14 protein-coding genes are annotated in these 22070 nt (G+C 39.2%); 1 reads left to right on the top strand and 13 read right to left on the bottom strand.

Annotated features, from left to right (window positions below; all coding sequences use genetic code 11):
- Positions 1–5 precede the first annotated feature (5 nt).
- From galE to QNH48_RS03000, 9 genes are all read right to left on the bottom strand, one after another.
- Positions 6–995, bottom strand: a complete 990-nt coding sequence (gene galE / locus QNH48_RS03040; RefSeq protein ID WP_283953712.1) for a UDP-glucose 4-epimerase GalE — start codon at positions 993–995, stop codon at positions 6–8.
- Complete coding sequence (locus QNH48_RS03035; protein ID WP_283953711.1) at positions 992–2173, bottom strand: galactokinase; 1182 nt, start codon at positions 2171–2173, stop codon at positions 992–994. Before QNH48_RS03035 ends, galE begins: the two co-directional genes overlap by 4 nt.
- Positions 2174–2388: 215 nt before the next feature.
- A complete protein-coding gene (gene lacZ, locus QNH48_RS03030) occupies positions 2389–5415 on the bottom strand; it encodes a beta-galactosidase, LacZ type (RefSeq protein ID WP_283953710.1) in 3027 nt (1008 codons plus the stop codon).
- 15 nt (positions 5416–5430) lie between these two features.
- Positions 5431–7287, bottom strand: coding sequence for a DUF2264 domain-containing protein (locus QNH48_RS03025; RefSeq protein WP_283953709.1), 1857 nt, complete (start codon positions 7285–7287; stop codon positions 5431–5433).
- 51 nt (positions 7288–7338) lie between these two features.
- Positions 7339–8469 (bottom strand): glycoside hydrolase family protein, encoded by a 1131-nt coding sequence (locus QNH48_RS03020; protein ID WP_481858454.1) that lies wholly within the window; start codon positions 8467–8469, stop codon positions 7339–7341.
- A 5-nt stretch (positions 8470–8474) separates the two neighbouring features.
- Positions 8475–10301, bottom strand: coding sequence for a heparinase II/III family protein (locus QNH48_RS03015; RefSeq protein ID WP_283953707.1), 1827 nt, complete (start codon positions 10299–10301; stop codon positions 8475–8477).
- 38 nt (positions 10302–10339) lie between these two features.
- Positions 10340–10780 (bottom strand): response regulator, encoded by a 441-nt coding sequence (locus QNH48_RS03010; RefSeq protein ID WP_283953706.1) that lies wholly within the window; start codon positions 10778–10780, stop codon positions 10340–10342.
- A 109-nt stretch (positions 10781–10889) separates the two neighbouring features.
- Positions 10890–12671, bottom strand: coding sequence for an ABC transporter ATP-binding protein (locus tag QNH48_RS03005; protein ID WP_283953705.1), 1782 nt, complete (start codon positions 12669–12671; stop codon positions 10890–10892).
- Positions 12658–14427, bottom strand: coding sequence for an ABC transporter ATP-binding protein (locus QNH48_RS03000; RefSeq protein ID WP_283955666.1), 1770 nt, complete (start codon positions 14425–14427; stop codon positions 12658–12660). Before QNH48_RS03000 ends, QNH48_RS03005 begins: the two co-directional genes overlap by 14 nt.
- Before the next feature lie 206 nt (positions 14428–14633).
- Between QNH48_RS03000 and QNH48_RS02995 the strand changes: the two genes are divergently transcribed.
- Complete coding sequence (locus QNH48_RS02995; RefSeq protein WP_283953704.1) at positions 14634–15509, top strand: helix-turn-helix transcriptional regulator; 876 nt, start codon at positions 14634–14636, stop codon at positions 15507–15509.
- Between the two features lie 115 nt (positions 15510–15624).
- On the opposite strand, the gene QNH48_RS02990 is transcribed toward QNH48_RS02995, so the two are convergent.
- From QNH48_RS02990 to QNH48_RS02975, 4 genes are all read right to left on the bottom strand, one after another.
- On the bottom strand, positions 15625–17112 hold the full coding sequence (locus QNH48_RS02990; RefSeq protein WP_283953703.1) for an alpha-N-arabinofuranosidase: 1488 nt from the start codon (positions 17110–17112) through the stop codon (positions 15625–15627).
- A 48-nt stretch (positions 17113–17160) separates the two neighbouring features.
- A complete protein-coding gene (locus tag QNH48_RS02985; protein WP_283953702.1) occupies positions 17161–18441 on the bottom strand; it encodes a glycoside hydrolase family 27 protein in 1281 nt (426 codons plus the stop codon).
- Positions 18442–18632: 191 nt separating this feature from the next.
- A complete protein-coding gene (locus QNH48_RS02980) occupies positions 18633–20252 on the bottom strand; it encodes a response regulator transcription factor (RefSeq protein ID WP_283953701.1) in 1620 nt (539 codons plus the stop codon).
- Positions 20230–22068 carry a sensor histidine kinase gene (locus QNH48_RS02975; RefSeq protein WP_283953700.1) on the bottom strand — a complete coding sequence of 613 codons (1839 nt, stop codon included), beginning with the start codon at positions 22066–22068 and terminating at the stop codon, positions 20230–20232. The genes QNH48_RS02980 and QNH48_RS02975 overlap by 23 nt, the downstream gene beginning before the upstream one ends.
- Positions 22069–22070 lie beyond the last annotated feature (2 nt).

The raw sequence follows: 22070 nt of genomic DNA, 5'->3' as shown, positions 1-22070 counted from the left end.
ACCATTCACCTCTCGTATCCATTTGGATGATGCTGGTGCCAGTTCCACGCATCACTGATGATTTGGTGTATGGACGTTCTTGTTGGATTCCACCCAAGTACACTTCTGGCTTTTTCCGATGAGGCAATTAACGTACTAGGGTCGCCCGAACGGCGTTCTCCGAATTGAACAGGAATATCAATACCTGTTACTTCTTTTGCTGTTTCGATAATTTCTTTTACCGAAAATCCCTGGCTGCTGCCCAGATTAAATACATTACTTTTCCCGCCATTTTGCAAGTATCTTAGTGCAAGAAGATGTGCATCAATTAAGTCTTCAACATGAATGTAATCGCGGATGCAGGTCCCGTCTGCCGTATCATAATCCTGACCAAAGACCGTTACCGCCGGCCTTTTTCCTAATGCAGCCTCTAATACAACGGGAATTAAATGCGTTTCAGGGTTATGGTCTTCGCCAATCTCCCCGCCGCTTCTTGCGGAAGCAACGTTAAAATACCGGAGTGAAACATATTTAAGATCAAATGCCTTTTCGCACCAAGCAATCATTTTTTCCATCGTAAGTTTTGTTTCACCATAGGTGTTCGTTGGCATTGCCCGAGCATCTTCTGTAATAGGGACAACCTTCTGTTCACCATAAACCGCGGCTGTCGACGAAAAGATAATATGCTTCACATTAAATTCCTTCATCATTTCGAGGACAATTTGTGTGCCGAATACATTGTTGTCATAGTACTTTAAGGGCTCCGTCATCGATTCGCCAACAAGAGAGTTGGCGGCAAAATGCAGGATCGCTTCAATCTTTTCTTTTTCAAAAACAGAACGCATAAACTCTCGGCTGCGAATGTCACCTTCATAGAAATGTGCTTTTGGATGAATGGCATCACGATGGCCAGTTTGCAAATTATCGATGACCACCACTTGCGACCCCTGATCAATTAACTGGTAAACAGCATGAGAGCCAACATAACCGGCCCCGCCTAAAACAAGAATACTCATTCAAATTCCCCCATTTGGATTTCTTTTGCCCCATCACCAATACTTGCTACATAGAAATCTGCAGGATATCCAATTTTGTCCTGATAAGCTGCACCAACCTTAGCAATAAAGCTATCAACCTGTTCATTTTCAACGATGGCAATGGCACAGCCCCCAAATCCAGCTCCTGTCATGCGGGCACCAATTACACCTGGCTGTTTCCAAGCAGCTTCTACTAAACTGTCTAGTTCAACTCCAGTCACTTCATAATCGTCTCGCAGCGAAATATGCGATTGATTCATTAACTGTCCAAACGCCTCAAGGTTCCCTGCCCTTAATTCTTCAAGTGCCTTGAGTGTTCTTACGTTCTCATACACGGCATGTTTCGCACGCTTACGAACCGTTTCGTTAGGTATTAAGGTTTGATTCTCATCGAACTCCGCTTCCGTCAGCTGTCCAAGTGCTTCAATTGGAAGACTTAGCTGCAGCTGTGCTAAAGCTTGTTCACATTCCCCACGGCGCTCATTGTATTTGGAATCTGCCAGCTCTCTGCGCTTATTGGTATTCATGATTAAAATCTTGTAACCTTCAAGCTTAATTGGAGCGTACTGAAAGTTCAATGTCTGGCAATCAAGCAATATTCCCGCGTCCTTTTTTCCCATTCCAATAGCAAATTGGTCCATAATTCCACTGTTGACACCAATGAACTCATTTTCAACTCTTTTACCAAGCTTAATCATATCCAGACGCGGAATCCCTAATTTATATAACCCGTCTAACAGCACCCCAGTTAGCAGCTCAATCGACGCAGAAGATGAAAGTCCTGCTCCATTTGGGATATTGCCTTCAATTACACACTCAAAACCTGTAGGAATATCGTAGCCCGCTTCCTTTATATAACGAATCATCCCTTTTGGGTAATTAGCCCAATTATGCTGCTTATCATAATCTAATTGTGTTAAGTCAAATTCAATAACTTCTTTGTTCGGAAAGTTCACTGAGTAAAGGCGGACAACATTGTCATCCCTTTTTTTTGCTACGGCATACGTCCCATAAGTAATTGCACAAGGAAATACATGGCCGCCGTTGTAATCTGTATGTTCACCAATTAAATTAATTCTCCCCGGAGCAAAGAATGCTTGCTCAGGCTGAACCTCAAATAATTCTCTAAATGTAGTTGTTAACTTTGTGATGTTCATTGTCGTCCCTCCATTATTCTATCTATACGTTAATTTTAACTCTTAAGGTAAAAAAAATCCATTATTTTTACTAAAAATTTTACTAAAACAAATCGTAAAAACAAAAAATGAAAGAGCCTGATTCATTCAGGCTCTTTCCCTAGTTTTTTCTTAGTTTTACCTTTGATAGATTGCTCTGTTTTCCTTGTATCTATTCTGAAGAGCACTGTAGCCGTTCAAACCCTTTGGATTAGAAATTCAAATTCCATCTCTTGATTTGCCTTGATTAGGTGTTCGTCATGAACTGGAGCTCCCCAGCTGTCGTCCCCGCCAACACCCATCTGCTTACCGGCAACTGTTACAACGGTATAATGAACAGGCGGAAGTTCATAAACATGCTGTGCATTTTCAAGTTCAAATGCTGTATATGGACTAAAGTTGCATTCCAGCGGTTTCGTTACCGAAGAAATTCTGATGCCCTGACCGTTACGGTTTGTCACACTGACGCGGCGGACACCGGTTCGATTTCCAGATTCCTGCGGCATGACATATCCTGATAGATTATCACTTACTTGATTTTTAAAGATACCAAGTTTAGCACCCATAGCACGGTCAGAGTAATTTTCTTCTGGACCCATCGCATACCACTCAAGTTGGTCATAATCAGCAGGGATCTTGAAGGACACTGCAAAAATCGGCAGTTGAGGTAGATTGTCATCACCTATGTACTCAGACTTTACTCGAACACTTCCATCCGGATAAACTATATAGACTGTCTTTACACCAATGTCATTACTAATGGAAAACTTGTAGGTAAACCCAATACTGACTAGACCGCTCTTCTCTTCCACCTCTATATTTACACACTTTCTCGCCAGGCTCGCTGCATACCAAGGCCCGGAATGGAACCCTTGAGAATACCCTCGATCATTGTCCGTACTAGCCCTCCAGAACAATGGTGCCGGCGGTAATGAAATCATCTCACTACCAGCATAGTTCAGGGATACTAAGCTTCCTGCACCTTTAGAGAACATAACCGAAAAGTCACGACCGTGAATACCAATATTGACATCCCCATAGACAACCCGTAAATTGCCGAATACTTGCGCTAATTCCCTTGTACCCACTTGATAAACAAACTGACCGAATGCAATTTCATACCCTTCTTCGCCCCAAAGGGTACTTTCCTTCAGCACGAGTGATGTTTGAATGCAATACTCACCTGTTTCAGCTTGGATTTCTGCAGGGATATCAAACTCAAAACGTCCTTCACTTTGCGGCCCAACCACAGCTAATAGTGTATTTCGGTATAATTCCTTCCCTTCACGGAATAGGACATATTCGAGCTCATAGTCCGCAGCATTGGAGAACAAACTCTCATTTTTGATGGTAACACCCGTCTGGTCTGGAATTAGTTTAAAATCTTGATATAGGAATTTAACCTCCTGCATTTTAGGTGAAAGCTCTCTGTTCGCATACACAATTCCATTTGTACAGAATCCATAATCCGTCGGACGATCACCAAAATCGCCGCCGTATGCAAGGTATTCATTTCCGTAACGGTCCTTTTTATAAATGGATTGATCAATATAATCCCATATAAACCCACCCTGATACATTGGATACTTTTGCTCAAGATCCGTATATTTGTACATACCGCCAAGTGAATTTCCCATTGCATGCATGTACTCACAGCTAATGTATGGCTTCTCCGGATTTCCATTTAAGTACTTTTCAATATCGACTGGCTTCGCATACATGCGGCTTTCCATATCACTTGTGTCGTTATAATCACGGTTGTGGAAAACTCCTTCATAGTGAACGAGTCTGCTAGGATCAGCATTTTTGAAATATTTAGAGACATTTAGAATCACTTCGCCAGCGTAAGATTCGTTTCCACAGGACCAAATCAAGATAGATGGGTGATTTTTATCCCTTTCTACCATCGAAATGGCTCGGTCCATGACGATTGCCTCCCATTCCGGCTTATTACCAGGAATATTCCAGGAAGGCTCAACGGCCCCCATCTTTTGCCATGAGCCGTGTGTTTCTAGATTCATCTCATCGATGACATATACACCATACTCATCACATAGCTCGTACCAATAGCTTTGGTTAGGATAGTGAGACGTACGAACTGCATTGATGTTATGACGTTTTAGCGTTTTAATATCCCAGAGCATGTCGTCCTTCGTAATCGCCCTGCCCGTGCGTGGATTGAATTCATGACGATTCACGCCTTTGAACACAATTCTCTCTCCATTGAGGTGCATAATTTTATTCACCAGCTCAAATCTTCTAAACCCAACCTTCTGAGGAACAACCTCTACCAAACTGCCAGACTCGTTATAGAGTTGTATATATAACTGATACAAATAGGGGTTTTCTGCACTCCAAAGCTCAGGGTTATTGATAGGCATTGAAATGGACCAGTTGCCATTTACTTTTTCACCTTTTGATGCAGCAACAAGACATCCCTGTCTATCCACTAATTCTGCTGTAATATTTGAAGCATTCGCTCCTTGAAGCCTTAAATCAACATTTAACATACCCTTTGTAAAAGTAGAATCCAGCTCTGGGCGGACAAATACATCCGATACATGTATTTCAGGTACTGTATAAAGATACACATCACGAAATATTCCTGAAAATCTCCAAAAATCCTGGTCTTCCAGCCAACTGCCGGTACTCCGCTGATAAACCTCCACTGCCAGCTTGTTCTCACCTTCAACCAAATAAGGCGTGAGTTCAAACTCAGCAGGGGTAAAAGAATCCTCGCTGTAGCCGACAAACTCACCATTTAACCATACATAAAAAGCAGACTCTACTCCTTGGAAGGAAATATAAACTGGCTTATTTTCCATGTTAGTCGGAACGTTGAAGAATTTAACATAACTTCCAACCGGATTATGATCTGTTGGAATTTCTGGCGGACGAATGTCATTAAGTCCGTCCCAAGGATACATCGTATTTACATATTGGGGCTGACCATAGCCTTGGAGTTGAATATGACCAGGAACACTGATATCTCCCCAGCTTGAACAAGGATATCCAGTTTTATAAAATTGATCTGGTCTGTGATCCGGATTAATACTATAGAAAAATTTCCAATTTCCATTTAAATCATGACGCATTTTCATCGGAGCCACACTTTGTGCCTCCTCCATTTTCTCATAATAGAGATGATCTGAATGCGCTGGAAGACGGTTTACAGAAAACACATTTAAATCTGTAAGCCAGCCTAATTTTGGAGCTGTTGTCATATCTATTTACACTTCCTATCTTCCTTTGTGAATAATAATCTTTTCTTTTCCAAGCTCCAAGAATATCTTTTCTTCCCCAAACTCAATCGTTGGATTGGTTTCCCATTGGTTCAAAGTGGTTTCACTTCCTGGTTCCCCAAACACAGCATTTACAAGCCAATGTATTCCTGGTTTTAGACTAGCCTTAATAGTTGGTATAACAGTACGTGTATGAACTAGATTTGTATTTGCATTTGGATAGACGAGTTCTGCTTTTCCATTTCCATACAGGCTCTTTATACCGCTTACAGCCCAAGGTGAAATGGCTGCACTTTCTTTTAAGTGTGTAATTCCTTCCGCCTTTTGCCCATTATACTGGGTATGTTCCAACCCTAAAGCGAATCCGCCCTCTGCAACGTCAAGGTTTCTTCTTGTCTCAATACAATGGATTCGGATATGCCACGGAGTCCCTGGAACAAGCCATGTTTTAATTTCAACATCATCCCACGGCTTCCATTTCGTGTAGATTACATTATCATTTACCTCATATTCCACACACTTTCTTTTACCTCTATAAATATTGTCGCCCTCACTGACAGCAAGCATCGAATCAAATGCCCCCTGTGCAAGTCCCCATTCAGCTTTTTGCACACTAAATCCAAAAAGATTGGAGTAAACGAATTTTTCATATTTCGCTGCAATATGAGAGTGGTCATTTGTGTGCTGATACCCCGCATTAAATGCAGCAATATAGTTTTCTTCATCTTGTCTGCATAGGATAAAACGTGGTGAGTGCTGTACAACCTTCTCCTTTAATGAAGGAAGAAGTTCCTCCTCTACCTTCCAAAAAGGATGATCAACAGGCAGTGCTAAAGGCAGGAAGGTTTTTAACGCCCAATAAGGTGAACATGGTGAATTATAATTCTCTGCCATGACCAAATTTGGATAACTATAGCCAATCGTTAGCAGGCCATTATGGTCAAATATATTTTGACTAAACCACCATCGAAGGTTCCGGAGGATAATTCCCTTCATTACTCCTAGCGGAAACACCTCGACCTCTGCGTAGACAAGAGCACTCCAAAAGGAAGATTGCGCAAATCGATAAGCAAGGCTTCTCCCATATGGCAGGGCGGAGCCATCATTCGCAAACCAGTAAATAAAATCCTTGGCAAATGCCGCTGCCCTGCTTTTGTACAACTTTGCCCTTTCTGGATCCTCACTGCCCATCAATTTTGCATAAAGCAGGCTATAAAAATGAATGGCAAACGGTCCATAATAATCACAATGAGCACCTATCCCATCCGAATACCATCCATCCTGTAAATAAAAGTGTTCTATTCGTTCAAGATTTTCCATCACTGTTTCACGATTATATGGTAAGCCAACTCTCTTAAACCCGAGATTGACTATTACCGGGAAAAATAACCAGTTGCAATCATAAACTTTGATTGTGTTGATTTGATTTAGCCACTGGAACAAATTAAATTTTTCCAAATCACTTAAAGGGTCCCAAATCTTTTCAGGAATGAGCGCGAGTGCATATCCAAATGCCGCCATTTCTACAGCACGCTGATCAAAGTCTGCGATATCTCCCCAATATTCTTCATGAGAAGGGTCTGTACCATTCTTTATGCCCTGCAGGTGTATATCCCAGATTTCCGATTCCTCTCCACCCGCTAACAGGGGGACAAGTCCCCATAATATTCTTGAGAACCCTTCCATTCCAGCTAGAGAATCTGAATAACCTGCCCCTGTACTGCCTAATTGGAGGAGGGTTTTCCCCTTTGAGTATAAAGGCATTAATGGGTTTAAGATTTGTTTTACAGCGTCACTCAAATCCTCCCGTGATTGAAGTGGATTTTTCTGAATAGGTAAATCGAGTTTTATCATAAACTTCCCTCCTGACAGAGAAATGGTTCCTTTTTTCCTTCAGCTATCAATCTACCAAAATAAATCTTTAAACCCTTTTAAATACGCTAGACCCTCGACAAAATAATAGTCACCATATATGAGAGGATTATCCGTATATTTTCCTTGTGGGAAATGACTTGTTGCATGGAGAATTAATCCCTCTTCTGATCCTTCCCAATCACTGTAATGGTTGTATAAGGACTGAAGAATCCTTACTCCTGCTTTCTTATATATAGGGGACTCTTCGGAAGCTGCTTTGTCAGCAAGCAAGAGAAGGCCGCACGCAGCTATGGCTCCTGCTGAAGAGTCCTTTGGTGAATCTACTTCTTTCGGAAGACGAAAATCCCAATCTGGTACGAAATCTTCCGACAAGTGAGAAATAAAAAAATGAGCAACCCGCTTGGCATAATCTAGATATTTTTCTTCACCTGTATAATGGTAAGTTAGCGTGAGTCCGTAAATGGCCCATGCGGTACCCCGAGACCAGGCAGATTCCGGCGCATACCCCTGCCCGCCCAGCGCTTCTATCTTTTCACCGTTATTAGGGTCGAACCGAATAATATGGTGAACTCCGCCATCGCTTCGGATAAAGTGATCTACTACCATTTCGGCATGCTTTTGGGCAACACCTTTGAACCTTGGATCACCTGTTTCTTCAGATGCCCAGTACAAGAGCGGCAGGTTCATCATACAGTCAATAATGGCAATTCCACTATTGTCTTCTCCTTCGGTCCATGGATTCCATGCTCGAATATAGTTACCATTTGGGTTAAAGCGCCCCATTAATAGATTTGCTGCTATCAGTCCACGCCGTTTCGATTCTTCTTCACCCAAGATTTTATACCTAGCAACACTGGTCAATGTCCACATAAAACCCATATCATGATCAAGTTTGTAATAGTCTCGTTGGACAATATCTAACTTGTCCTCACATTCCTCCGCTAGTAGTCTTAAATTCTCATTTTTTGAATCTCGATAAATAAGCCATAATAGTCCCGGCCAGAAACCAGCAGTCCACCAATGAGGTTCTGCAAGTACATACTGCCCATTCTCACTGGCATGAGGAAAGTTCGCACCTATTCTCTTACTTGTTCTACTAATTTTATTCGTGACATTTTCCCACGCTTCTTCTATCCACTGTTGTTCAGTCAATCTCTTCACCCCGTCTATTCAAATTGAAATGCCAACTCGACACTACACTCCCTATCAGGGTGCAGTACAATAAAGTCGAGGGCTAGAATATCTTCTGACTTACCGAAATGATTGATAAAAGGAATCAATTTTGTCTCTAGCTTAAGCTGCCTCGTATCATATGAAATTCTTACTTTATTCTGCCCTTCTAGAATGACTCCATCTTTGGTCTTTGTGATTACTAATACAGGTGTAATGAACCGTTCCACGATTGAATCTGGCTGCTCAGCAAAAGAATATGCGTCTTCCAATATCAGTTTTGGTTGATTTGTTTTTATCCATGTAAATCTTCGCTTTACTCTTTGAAGACTCTCAACCTCATACGCATTTGCAATATCCATTTCAAAGATATCAACCTCTTCTCCTATAGAAACATGAAGAATGTCAGCAGATTTTTCTGCTCCAGCTTTTTGAAATTGGTGATTTATTATTGGAACAGAATGTCCTTGGGAGCCATTACATAAAAAAGAATAGCGTTTTTCACTAAAGTAATCCTTACTGTATAAACCACTTCCTAAATCTTTAAAGAACACTTCTGTATTTCCTTGCAAAATGAAGTGGCCAATGTCGTTATGGTTATGAGGCTCGTCGTTATGTCCGCCTTTTGCTGCAAATGCAAAACTTCCCAATTCACAAATGTGCCTCGAAAGAAACCATTCCGAATCCTTTGAATAATGGGTGCCATTTCTCCAAGGTAATGGAAGAGAATCTTCATCAAACCACAATAGATTTCGGATTGCTGGAGCCCATCTGCTGCAATGGTCGTCCGTATAATGAGAACGAAGATAGGTTTCTGGAACTTCGAAATCACTATAAATTTTGCTTAAATAATGGCTCAGCCCCAGAAAAACAGAAGCGGTCGGATGTGAGTCTGAAAAGTTAACAACAAGATTCCGATTTAAAAAGGTCCTTTGTTGAAAAAGAGCAATTTGATGAACCTTTTCAGAGTCGAATAGGTTCAACCTTCCTTCTGTCTTCTTTTTCAATAAATCTGCAAAATAGACATAATACCCAAAACCATATTCCCAATAACCGTACCCCTCAAGGCATATCCCATCATCCTGGAAACCTTTTAAGTAAGAATCCATTGCGTCCATTACCCGTTCTAAAATGATGGCAAGTACATCTTGATCTTGGATTAAATGCAGTGCTGCACAACCAATGGATCCCGCACATACAGCTGCCCAATTATGTGTTTGTTTCTCCCAGCCAAAGGTTTTTTCTTTAAAAGGGAAAAAGATTCTATTATATATTTCTTCATAAATGCGCTTACAAATTTGTGGATTTAAAGAATCCTCCGTTAGTTTTACTATTTCAGCTAACGCAAAGGCCGTTTCAGCGGCAAATAGATCAATAGAATACTCTTTCTTAACCGGATTATCGAGTGAGTAATGAACGTCCACCGATGTTTCCGGACTATTTTGTAGATGTGCAGGCAGACACCAGGAATATTCATTGCAAACGGACCATATCGTGTTTTCTAGTGCCGCCAAATATTCGTCTTTTTCAGGTTCAAGTAACACCATAATTGCAAAGGTCGTTAGTCGTCTCCGCTTTTCGAAATAAATCTTCTCAAATTCTAGGCGGGATCCTGTTTCCCCAAAGATTTTGAACAGAGAAAACGTCAGTTCAGGATCGCTTTCTTTTAAAAGTCTATCCCCTTCATCTCTAATTTCATTAAGAAGCAGTTGATAAGCAGGTTTTTGTCTTATATCTTTCCACCAATTTACTTTGGATTCCCTAGTAGGAAACAATAGAGAAGTTTGAGACCCTACTAAACTCTTAAGCCCGGCTGTTAGCAAAAATTTCTACCTCCTAATCCAATTCCTTTTATTATAAATTAGGGCAAGTTGAAAATATTAACGGTATTTTGATTTATATATACAAAATTTTGACTATCTTTTCTCTCCAGGTTTTCTACTATTTTTTTGATTACTTGGCAAAATTCTTCTGAATCAAACATGTCTTTAACTAGATAGTCCTGCACCCTTAGATTTAATGCTTGTTTGGCAAATTTAAATTCCGTATGGCAGGATAAAATAACTACCTGTAAATTCGGATTTATCTCTTTTAACTGTTTAGTCAGTTCAATCCCATTCATTTGGGGCATACCGATATCGGTAATTAATATATCCGGCATCTCCTCGGAAGCTTTTTCAAATGCACTTTTGCCATTTTCGTGTGTACTATGCAGTGTCACTCCCAGTTTCTCCCATTCAATTAATTCTGACAACATTTCTATTACTGGAAAATCATCGTCGACTAGCATTACTTTGTACATTTTACTTGCTTCCTCCTTTAGGAAAGACCATCCTATGCTTTAAACGAAAGTGACCCAAAAGGAAAATTCCCTATTGGGTCACTTTACTTCACACTCTTACTTTTTTGACTTATCCCACTTCTAAGGATTGATACTGTGATTGATGCAGCTTCCAATAGTAACTTTTTTGTCCTATTAATTCTTTATGAGAACCTTCCTCTATGATTTTGCCTTTATCAATAACAAGGATACGGTCTGCATTTTGTATGGTGGAAAGACGATGTGCAATAATAAAGGATGTTCTCCCTGCTAACAGTGTTTCTAGTCCTTTTTGTAAGGCAAGCTCTGTTTCTGTATCTATGGATGATGTTGCCTCATCAAGAATTAATATCTTCGGATCAGCCAAAAGCGCTCGTGCAAATGAAATCAGCTGTCTCTGTCCAGTAGAAAGTCTTGTGCCTCTCTCATTTACCTCTGTTTTATACCCCTCAGACAATCCACTAATAAATGGATGAGCCTGGACAGCTTTCGCTGCTTCCATCACTTCTTCATCTGTAGCATCAAGTCGTCCATAACGGATATTATCCATAATCGTACCAGAGAAAATAAAAGGATCCTGAAGCATGACACCCATCTGCTTTCTAAGAGAGGCAATGGTTACAGAATGAATATCAACTCCGTCTATTTCAATCGTGCCGCTGCTTACATCATAAAAACGACTAAGTAAACTGACTATCGTTGTCTTTCCTGAACCTGTAGCTCCAACTAGAGCAATCGTTTCACCAGGATTCACACTTAGATTAATGTTTTTAAGGATTTTCTCTCCTTCTTCATATCCAAACGTAACATCTTTGAACTCCACTTTCCCCTTTATTAAAGGTAGCTCAGACGCAATCGGAAGATCTTTAACTGTCGGTTTTTCATCAATCATTTCAAATATTCTTTCTAAATATGCCGTGGCATTAATAATAGCATTATAAAAATTCCCGATATTCGCTATTGGTGCCCAAAACATTCCTATGTACCCAACAAAAGCAACCAATGCTCCAACTGTTACTCCATCACCAATAAGAGAGATGCCGACAACATAAATGAGTGAGGTCGTAAGTACTGAAATGTTTTCAATTGATGGCCATAGCAGGAACTGGATTCTCACTGCCCTCATCCACGAGCTTCTATAACTATCAGATACTTCACTGAAAATTCGTTTGTTTTCTTCTTCCCTTGTAAAAGCTTGTGTCACTTTAATGCCATTAATACTTTCATGAATATAAGCATTCAAGTTGGATTGTTTGTTACTTAACACCTGCCATGCTTTCCGCTGGGCATTTTTAATTAGCAGGATAACGGCTGCAAGGATTGGAAACCCAATCATCGCCAAAAGAGTTAACTTAACATCAATCGCTAACATAAAACCTAGAATCACGAGAAGACTGAAAAGGTCAGTAATCAAATTAATTAATCCATTCGATAATAAATCACTTAAGGAGTTTACGTAGTTTACCACCCTCACCAAAATCTTCCCATGCGGTCGGCTGTCATAGAAGGTAAATGATAACTTTTGTAAATGAGTGAACAGGTCTTTCCTAATCTGGACAATGACACTTTGCCCAATCTGGGACATCATTCTAATTTTATATTTCATACATATCCCAGTGATGATTATGGCAATTAAGTAAATACCTGCAAGAACCATTAATCCACCTAAATCCTTGCCCGGAATTTCCTCGTCAATGGCTTTACTAATTAAATACGGTCCAATTAAGTTTGCCCCGCTGGCAAACAACATGATAAAAACAGTAAATAGGATCTTTTTTTTGTAAGGCTTTAAATAAACCATCAACCGCTTAAGCTGTATAAAACTAAATGGAGATTCCAACTCTTCATCCACATCAAATTTATTGCGAGCCATTGAGATAGTTCACCTCCTCAAGGTCATGCACACCATCAAAATTTCCAACTTGATTTTTAAACACTTTAAAGTAACTCCCTTTTTTCGCAAGCAATTCTTTATGATTCCCTCTTTCAATGATTGTGCCATTTTCCATTACAAGAATTAAATCTGCATCCTTTACTGAAGAAATACGATGAGCAATAATAAAACAGGTTTTTTCCTTTAGAAATGATTTTAAGGTTCTTTGGATGCGCATCTCAGTTTCCATATCCAACGCGGATGTTGTATCGTCCAAAATTAAGATGGATGGATCTTTTAATATCGCCCGCGCTAATGCAATCCGTTGCCGCTGTCCTCCGGAAAGACCTACTCCCCGTTCTCCAATAATAGTATCGTACCCCTCTGGCAGCTTTGAAATAAAATCATCTGCTTCTGCCATTTTAGCCGCGGCTTGAACAGCATGGACGGAGGCATTTGGATTCCCATAAGCTATATTTCCTTCAATCGTATCTGAAAAAAGAAATATATCCTGCATAACTGTAGCCATGCTATTTCTCAATTTATGAATATCCCAATCTCTTACATTAAGTCCATCCAATCTTACTTCCCCTTTGGAAGCGTCATAAAACCTGCTAAGAAGATTGACTAATGTCGATTTACCGGCCCCAGTAGGACCGATAATGCCTACCGTTTGTCCCTGTCTAATCTTGAAGCTTATATCATTCAATACTTGTTCGTCCCCATAACTAAAGGAAACTTGGTCAAATTCCACAATACCTTTGAATTGCTTAACATTGTACCTTTTTGTTTCATTCTTTATTTCTGGTTCTGTATTTAATAATTCTTCCACTTTTTCAGCCGAGGCAACAAACCTTTGGACATCATTAAGTAACCACCCAGCCATTCGCATTGGATTATTTAATGCCCAAATTAATGAATTAAACGTGACCAACTCACCCATAGTCAGGGACTGATTAATGACCATGTATCCTCCAACTACGATCATTACCACTGTTAATACACCTGCAAGTGAATCGAGAATAGGCAAATATTTTTCCCAGACTTTCGAGGAGGCAAGATTCTTCTCCTTGAAGGCTTCATTTTCTTTTGAAAACTTTTCAATTTCGTACCCTTCCTTAGCAAAGGCCTTTACGACTCGATTTCCGCTAATGTTTTCCTGCACAACTGAATTTAACCTCGCAAACTGTCCCCTAATGGCTGAAAACGTTGGTTTGACCGTAAAGGATAAACGCATGGCAAAGAATCCAATAATCGGTGTAACCGCAAGCATAGCTAAAGCTAACGGCGGGTGAATATAGAACATAAACCCAATGGCAAATAGCAGGATCGTAATATTCTCAAATATCATGTAAATTGTCCACGCAGTAAAATGCCTGACAGCTTCTAAATCCCCTGTCATTCGTGCCATGATATCTCCTGTTTTTGTCTGATCGAAAAACCTGAAATCTAATTGGTTCAGTGTGTCATATAATTTTTCCCGTATGGTGAAGATGACACTTTGGGAAACTCGTTCGAACATTAACTGATAATTATAGCGAACGACTGTCTTAATGACGGTTATGCCAATCATTGAACCTAAAAAAATCCATAAACGTTCATTCTCTTGGCCATAAATAACCTTATCAACGATTTTCCCAGCAAAATAGGGGTTAAGCATGTTTAACACAGAAACCACTAATGCTAGAAAAAGGCCGCAAAATAACCTTATTCGAAAATTCCTTATATACCCCCAAACCCAGCGCATGCTTTGCATCATTCACTAAATCCCTCCCCGATGCTTAAACATAAATACATATTATTATCGTAACTCCCCTTATATGTATTTATATTTAACTTTAATTCTTTTACCCTAGTAACAAAAATAAAACATTTATGAACCTATTATATGGTTATAATTAAAGAATAAAATACAAAATCATAACAAAAATTTGCACAATCCTAACATAAAAGGAGATAGAAATGCTTCAATTATTTGCCCCTCCCCTGCCGACTTTGCTTGCTGCTGGTCAAAATACATTTGAAATTGGGCAATCACATATAAATCGTAACAAGATTGGTGTTTTTGATTTGTTAGTTGTCACAGAAGGACGATTGCACATGGGTGAAGATGAGCAACAATTCCAGGTTAGCAGCGGGGATACACTAATCCTCTACCCCGACCGGCACCATTTTTCTATCTCACCCTGTGACCAAATTACTCACTTTTTTTGGTTTCATTTCACTGCTTCCAAAGGCTGGCAGGACCTAACGACATCTAAACCCTTCCAATATGATGAAAAAGCAACTGGAGAGCGGAGAAACGCTTTTGTTGAAAATCCTTTCGGAATTACACTGCCTCAGTATTGTAAATTATCAAATTGGGAAACAATCGAACATCTATGCTCGAAAATTATTTCTTCTGAAGATGAGTCAATCTACACTGGCGAATGGCAGCGTCAAATTCTCTTTCAACAATTACTTCAGGAGCTTTCAACACATATGAAGTTAGCAAACTCTATGCCTGCATTTGCAGTCGCAGAAAAAGCTGCTGTCTATTTGAGGAAAAATTATGCCCAAAGGGTCACTTACGAAGATCTTGGCCATGCCCTCAGGTTCCATCCTAATCATATTGCAAGATGTATGATCCAGGCTTTTGGCTGTACGCCGATTGAATATATTAATAAAATTCGTATAGACCAAGCTAAGATTCTGCTGCTTTCAACAGATTGGAGTACGGATAGAATTTCAGAAGTTTGCGGATTCACCCAGTCTGCATATTTTAGCAGGGTCTTTAAAAAACTAGAAAAACTATCACCCAGTCAATTTCGAAAACAATATGTTGGGAACATTCTGTAAGGAAACCCACTACCTGAAAAGATCTTTAGATTTTACCAAAATCGGGCAAAGTCTTTATCTTAAAGACTTTGCCCGACTTCTTGCGTTATATTTTTTGGCAATAGGAAAACCAAACCTACTCTAAAACGATTGTAACAACAGACATGGCTGGAAGATTAATAGTCAATTTGTTCTTTTCAACTGTTACACTAGTAAATTCTGTTGGTTTTACGACATCAGGCTGCTCAAATGTATTATGAGCATTCATCGTATCAGCGGTGAGGATAGTTCCTGAAACTTTTGTATCTGCAGCATTAATCCCACGAAGGTCAATATCTAATACCGCTTTGTTAGTAGGATCAATATTACAAAGACTGATATGAACTTTTCCTTCGGCATTCTTAGATGCCGATACACTTACTTGTGGTACAGCCTCTCCGTTGTACTCATAAGTGCCAAATGAAGATTCAACCGCTAATAGCTCAGCATCCTGATGGACCTTGTACATGTCAAACACATGATAAGTTGGTGTAAGAATCATTTTTTCACCCTCTGTTAAAATCATGGCTTGCAGCACATTGACCGTTTGAGCAATATTCGTCATTTGTACACGCTCACAGTGGTGGTGGAAGATGTTAAAGTGTAAACCTGCAACCAATGCATCGCGGATGGTGTTTTGTTGATATAGGAATCCTGGATTTGTTCCCGGCTCAACGTTAAACCATGTCCCCCACTCATCGATAATCAATCCAACGCGTTTTTGTGGATCATATTTGTCCATAATGGTGCTATGTTTCGTTACTAATTCATCCATATGAAGGGCCTTTTTCATGGTTTGAAACCACTCGGCTTCAGGGAAATCGACAGCTGATCCTTTATTGGACCAAGACTCGCCTGGAACCGTGTAATAATGAAGACTTAATCCATTCATTAACCAGTGGGCATTCTTCATTAGTACTTCTGTCCAATTATAATCATCAGAATTGGCGCCGCCGGCAATTTTATAAACTTTGTTATTCCCATAGTTTCTTACATAGGTTTGATACTGGCGGTATAGGTCTGCATAATATTCAGGACGCATGTTTCCGCCGCAGCCCCAGTTTTCATTCCCGACACCAAAATAGGTTAATTCCCAAGGCTCGTCTTGACCATTCTCCCGGCGCCAGTTAGCCATTGGAGACTCTCCTTCAAAAGTCATGTATTCAACCCACTCTGACATTTCTTGGACAGTTCCACTTCCGACGTTTCCACATATATAAGGCTCACATGCTAACAGCTCACATAAAAGCATAAATTCATGTGTGCCAAAATGATTATTTTCAACTACACCGCCCCAATGAGTGTTAACCATACGTTTCCTACTTTCACTTGGGCCGACGCCATCCTTCCAATGGTATTCATCCGCAAAGCAGCCGCCCGGCCATCGAAGCACAGGGACATTAATATTCTTCAATGCCGCTAACACATCGTTACGAATTCCTTTTGTATTTGGAATGGAAGAATTCTCCCCCACCCAAATCCCCTCATAGATACATCTCCCAAGGTGCTCAGCAAAATGTCCATAAATATTTTTATTTATCTTTCCTTTTGGGATATCGGAGTTGATTATTACTTTATTTTCCATTAACAAGAACCTCCATATGAACTAGTAATAGGTATTTAAACGATTCAATCAATAAAGCTTAAGTAGCATTGATCCATGTGACGGCAGTGTTTGGCTAATCAAATCTTGGGCATGACCCAGCTCTTCCTGTTTCCAGACATCTCTCATACATACTGAGGATGAGAGGCCTAACTGCTCCAACGTTACTTGTACCAATGCAGGTTCATCACTTGCATTAAAAAGGGCCGCATAGGTATGATTCTGTCTATCTTTAGCGGTCCAGACAATCCTATCATCTTGACGGTAAACAAGACGCTTGCTATGGCTGTTTTGATTTAATTCCAATACTTCTTTATTGGTAAGTAATGAAAGGGTCCATTCATCATTGTCCCGAAGTTCTCCGCCAAACATCAGCGGCGAGCGGAAAATAGACCAAAGAGTCATCATTGTTACTTGTTCATCTCTGGTGAATCGCGTCCAGCGGTCACTGCCGCCTCCATCAACAGAACGGATGCCGATATGACCTAGAGGCAGCATGTCACAGTCTGGCCAATGGCCCGGAGCAGAATGCTCAACCCATTTTTCACATCTTTCAAACATTCCATAGAGCAGGCTCCACTGATCCCAAAAATCATCCGTCATTCTCCACATGTTGGCATTCGCCTTTAGGGTCTCTGCATATTCAAGTGGTGCTGGTCCTGGCGATAGGCTTAGGACCATATCTCTCCCGCTGTGATCAACTGCTTTTCGAATCAGTTCGATTTCTTCATTATGAATGTGATAAAGTCTCGAGGCGGCAATATCATCCACTTTAACAAAATCTACTCCCCATTCTGCGTATAATTGGAAAAGGGAATTATAATATTCCTGCGCCCCTTCTTTTGATGCATCGACCCCATACATATCCGTATTCCATGGACAAATTGAATTTGGATGGGCTATATCTCTTGCCCCAGCATTTGTTCCTAAAATTGGTGTATTCGCATGAACTGCCTGCCTCGGAATTCCTCTCATGATGTGAATACCAAATTTTAATCCCAGGTTATGTACATAATCAGCTAAGGATTTGAACCCTTTACCTCCTTCTGCAGAAGGAAACCGGTTTACGGCAGGAATTAACCTAGAATACTCATCCATTTCCAATGGTACAAATGGGCGGTATACCGAAGAGACTGCACCTGGTTCATACCATTGAATATCTACCACTACATACTCCCAGCCAAACGGTTTTAATTGTTCAGCCAAGTAGTCAGCGTTTCCTTTTACTTCCTCTTCCCTAACGGCTGCACCGTAACAATCCCAGCTATTCCAGCCTAATGGAGGTGTTTTTGCGAATGTATGATGTCTCATTTGTTTATTAATTCCTTTCAAGGAGTTATTTCACTCTTATTTAAAAGCGCTTACAAATCATTATAATATTTAATAGATATAATACTATGCAATTATTTTTACTGAACACTCTATTAATTTTACTTTTTATCATAATACGAGGAGTGCAGCTATATTTTACGAAAAAAAAAGCCCAGAATTTAATCTGGACTTTACCCTGCAGATGCTTTCCCGCCTCGAAACTCAATGGGTGTTACCCCTACATGGGTTTTAAATAGTTTAATAAAATAGCTTTGGTTATCATATCCTAGACGTTCACAAATTTTCCCTACAGAGTCAGGCGTTTGTTCAAGCAATTCCTTAGCCCTGGTAATCTTCATTTTGGTAACAAATTCAACAAAGTTTTCACCTACTTCTTTCTTGAACAGGCGGCTAAAGTAGCTTTGGTTTAAAAATAAGTAGCTGGATACCTCTTCCAGACTGATTCTTTTTTCTAGATTTCTAGAAACGTAACCAATTGCATCCAAAATTTCACTTCGCTTTGTTTGACTATAAGCCGCTTGAGAACGCTTCAAAAGGGATTTAAAGAAATCAATGAGCAGAACTTTTAATTCAGATAAATTATTACTCAAAATAATCTTATTATGCAGACCCTCCACTATATATTCAGAACGAAATAATTGCAGTGCCTGTAATTTAACCTTAAAATCTAGAAGCAGTTTCAACATCCATTCCTTTACCAATTCAGGATGAAACTTCTTTTCTTCAATGAAAGTGATCCATTTGGTAACAATTGGGGTTATCATACTTTCATCTTTTACGACCATTAACTCTCTAAATTCTGAAGCTGCTTCATCATATTTCGAAAACAAGTCATCATTTTCAGGCTGTACCACTTCTCTTTTGTTGATTGTTCCTGGAGCCATATAAAACCGCTGATGTTTTGCACTTTGTAAAAGAATTAATTCGTTTCTCAATTCAGTAAAGCTAGAGAAACTTTTCCCCATCATAAAAGATATATTTATATTAAAATAATTTTTTAATGCCTTTTGAATTTTTTGGATACATTCTTTTTTTTCATCAAAGGAACCTTTTTTCAGTTTATGTAGATTCGGAAAACACAGTAGAATTTCTTTTGCCCCGAAACTAAAGAAAACTGCTTCAGTTTTAGAATCTTTTATAATATCTGAGACGATATTTTGAATGGCAAATGTTAAAGTATCTTCTGATAGGTATCTTTCTTTTTCTAAATTGTAATCATGGATTATTGCCATTGAAGCTGTGTATGCTATTCGATCTAACTGAAGTCCTAAAGATTCAGCCTCATTTAGCCACTCTTTTTCATCCACTGATGCTTGATTGATGGTTTTCTTGATGAACCTTTCCCTCATGCTGTTCTTATTTTTATCCAACAAGTGTTGTAATTGAACCTGCTTAACGTCTTTCTTTTTTTGTTTTTCAAGGTTATCTACTATCCTTTTAATTACCTGGCACAGGTCTTCAGGATCAAACATGTCCTTTACTAAATAATCCTGTACTTGCAGCCTTAATGCCTGTTTTGCGAATTCAAATTCAGAATGACACGATAAAATGACAATCTGCAATTGGGGATTTAGCTCTTTTAGCATTTTCGTTAGTTCTATCCCGTTCATCTTTGGCATGCCGATATCTGTAATTAATATATCAGGCATCTCATACAAAGCTTTTTCGAAGGCAGCTGCACCATTTTCGTGCGTACTTTGAAGCATTACTCCCAGGTTTCCCCACTCAATTGCCTCAGACAATAATTCTATTACTGGATAGTCATCGTCAACTAGCATTACTTTGTACATTAGGTCTCCTGCCTCCTTTAGGGATGGACATAATGACTTGCGTTCCCTTTTCTAATTCACTGTTTATATCCATTTTGAATTCCTTGCCAAAAGTCATAAACATTCGTTCATATACATTTGATATTCCTATCGACGAGAACCCTTTATTATTTTTAGATGTATTATTATCCAGAGTGTGAGAGTGGATTAGCTTCCTTTTTAGTTGAGATAATGTCTGCTCATCCATTCCCCCGCCATTATCTTCTATAATGATGATTACTTCATTTTCTGTCATTTCCGCATTGACTATTATCTTGCCTGCACTCTGGTTTAAACCATGTATGATACTGTTTTCAATAATTGGCTGAAGAATAAACCTTGGAATCATGATTAAATTTGCTGCTTCTTGAATAGTTATTTCTACATCTACCTTTTCTTTTTGCCTCATATTCATGATGTTAATAAAATCCAGGACAATTTGAACTTCTTCCTGAAATGTGATGATTTCTTTGTCTTTCGCTATTGTCATACGCAGTAATTTTGACAAGGAACTAATCATATTAGCACTTTCTTTATCTCCTTTTACCATGACCTTCATTCTAATGGAATTAAGAACATTAAATAGGAAATGAGGGTTGATTTGTGCCTGAAGCATATCTAATTCTGCTTTCCTTTTTCTTTCCTGCGTGGCTGTTATATCCTGAATCATTTTATTGATGGTATTAAGCATTTGATCGAAGGACGACGACAGTCTGCCTATCTCATCCTTCCCCTGAATATGTGAGCGGATGTTTAAATTTCCTTTCTGTACTAAGTCTGCCACATTGCCTAGACGCACAATTGGCTTTGTAATTGATCTCAAGAAATAAGTCATAAGGAATAGAAAAATCGTGAAAAATACAACTTGAAAGGCCACTACTTTATTAAATATTGTGTTAATTTTATTTGTTGCTTGTTTATAGGGAATTAACGATACTAACTTCCAGTCGGTAAATGAGATTTTTTGTTCAGCTATTAAATAATCCTTTCTTGAAATCTCGAATATATTTGACGAGTTTTCTGTAAGCTGATCACTGTATTTGAACTTTTCTCCAACTCTATCGTCGTTTGTGTGGGATATAATTTGGTTTGAAGAATCTAAAAGTATCATTTCTTCCTTGCCATTCATGTTCTCGAATATTTGATTAATCTTATTTTCCATTATGGTTACAATCACATAGCCGTAAATATTTAAACTTTCATCCCTTAATGTCCTAGCAACTGATATTTGATAGGGATTAATCGGTTTTTCTGATTTAAACATGGTAGGCTGGCTGCTAATCCACACTGTTTCATAACCTTTTGTTTTATTTAATTGTTTAAACCAATCTTCACTATAGATATCTTTGGGATTTAATTCATAGTTAGAGTAATTTGTATACGATATACCATTTTCCAAGAGAATTGTCACATACGACTTTCCGCCAACCAATGTAATATTTTCAAGTGTTTTAATTATTTTACTGTCATCTAAAAACTGTTCGTATTTCTGTTGTGATGTTTGACTTTCTGTACTCTTAATTTTTCGCTTTAGTATCGTATTCATTTCTGCATCGACTTGTATAAAGTTTGTTATGTACATCATATCTTCTAGAAGCCTTTCCACATATTCATTGGCAATGGAGAGTTCCCTATTTGCGTTTGAATGTGCCTGCTCCTTTATCGTATCCTTCGTTAAATAGTTATAGATAAATAAGGTAAAAGTGGCTGGAATGACTAGACAAATGATAGAAATGAACATAACTTTAAAACGAAAAGAACTTGATGGTACCAGCAAATCCCTTACCCTATTCCACATAA

Origin of the sequence: Neobacillus sp. YX16, from assembly GCF_030123505.1 — a bacterium.
Taxonomy (GTDB): Bacteria; Bacillota; Bacilli; order Bacillales; family Cytobacillaceae; genus Neobacillus.
This window is presented reverse-complemented; position numbering and strand designations above follow the sequence as displayed.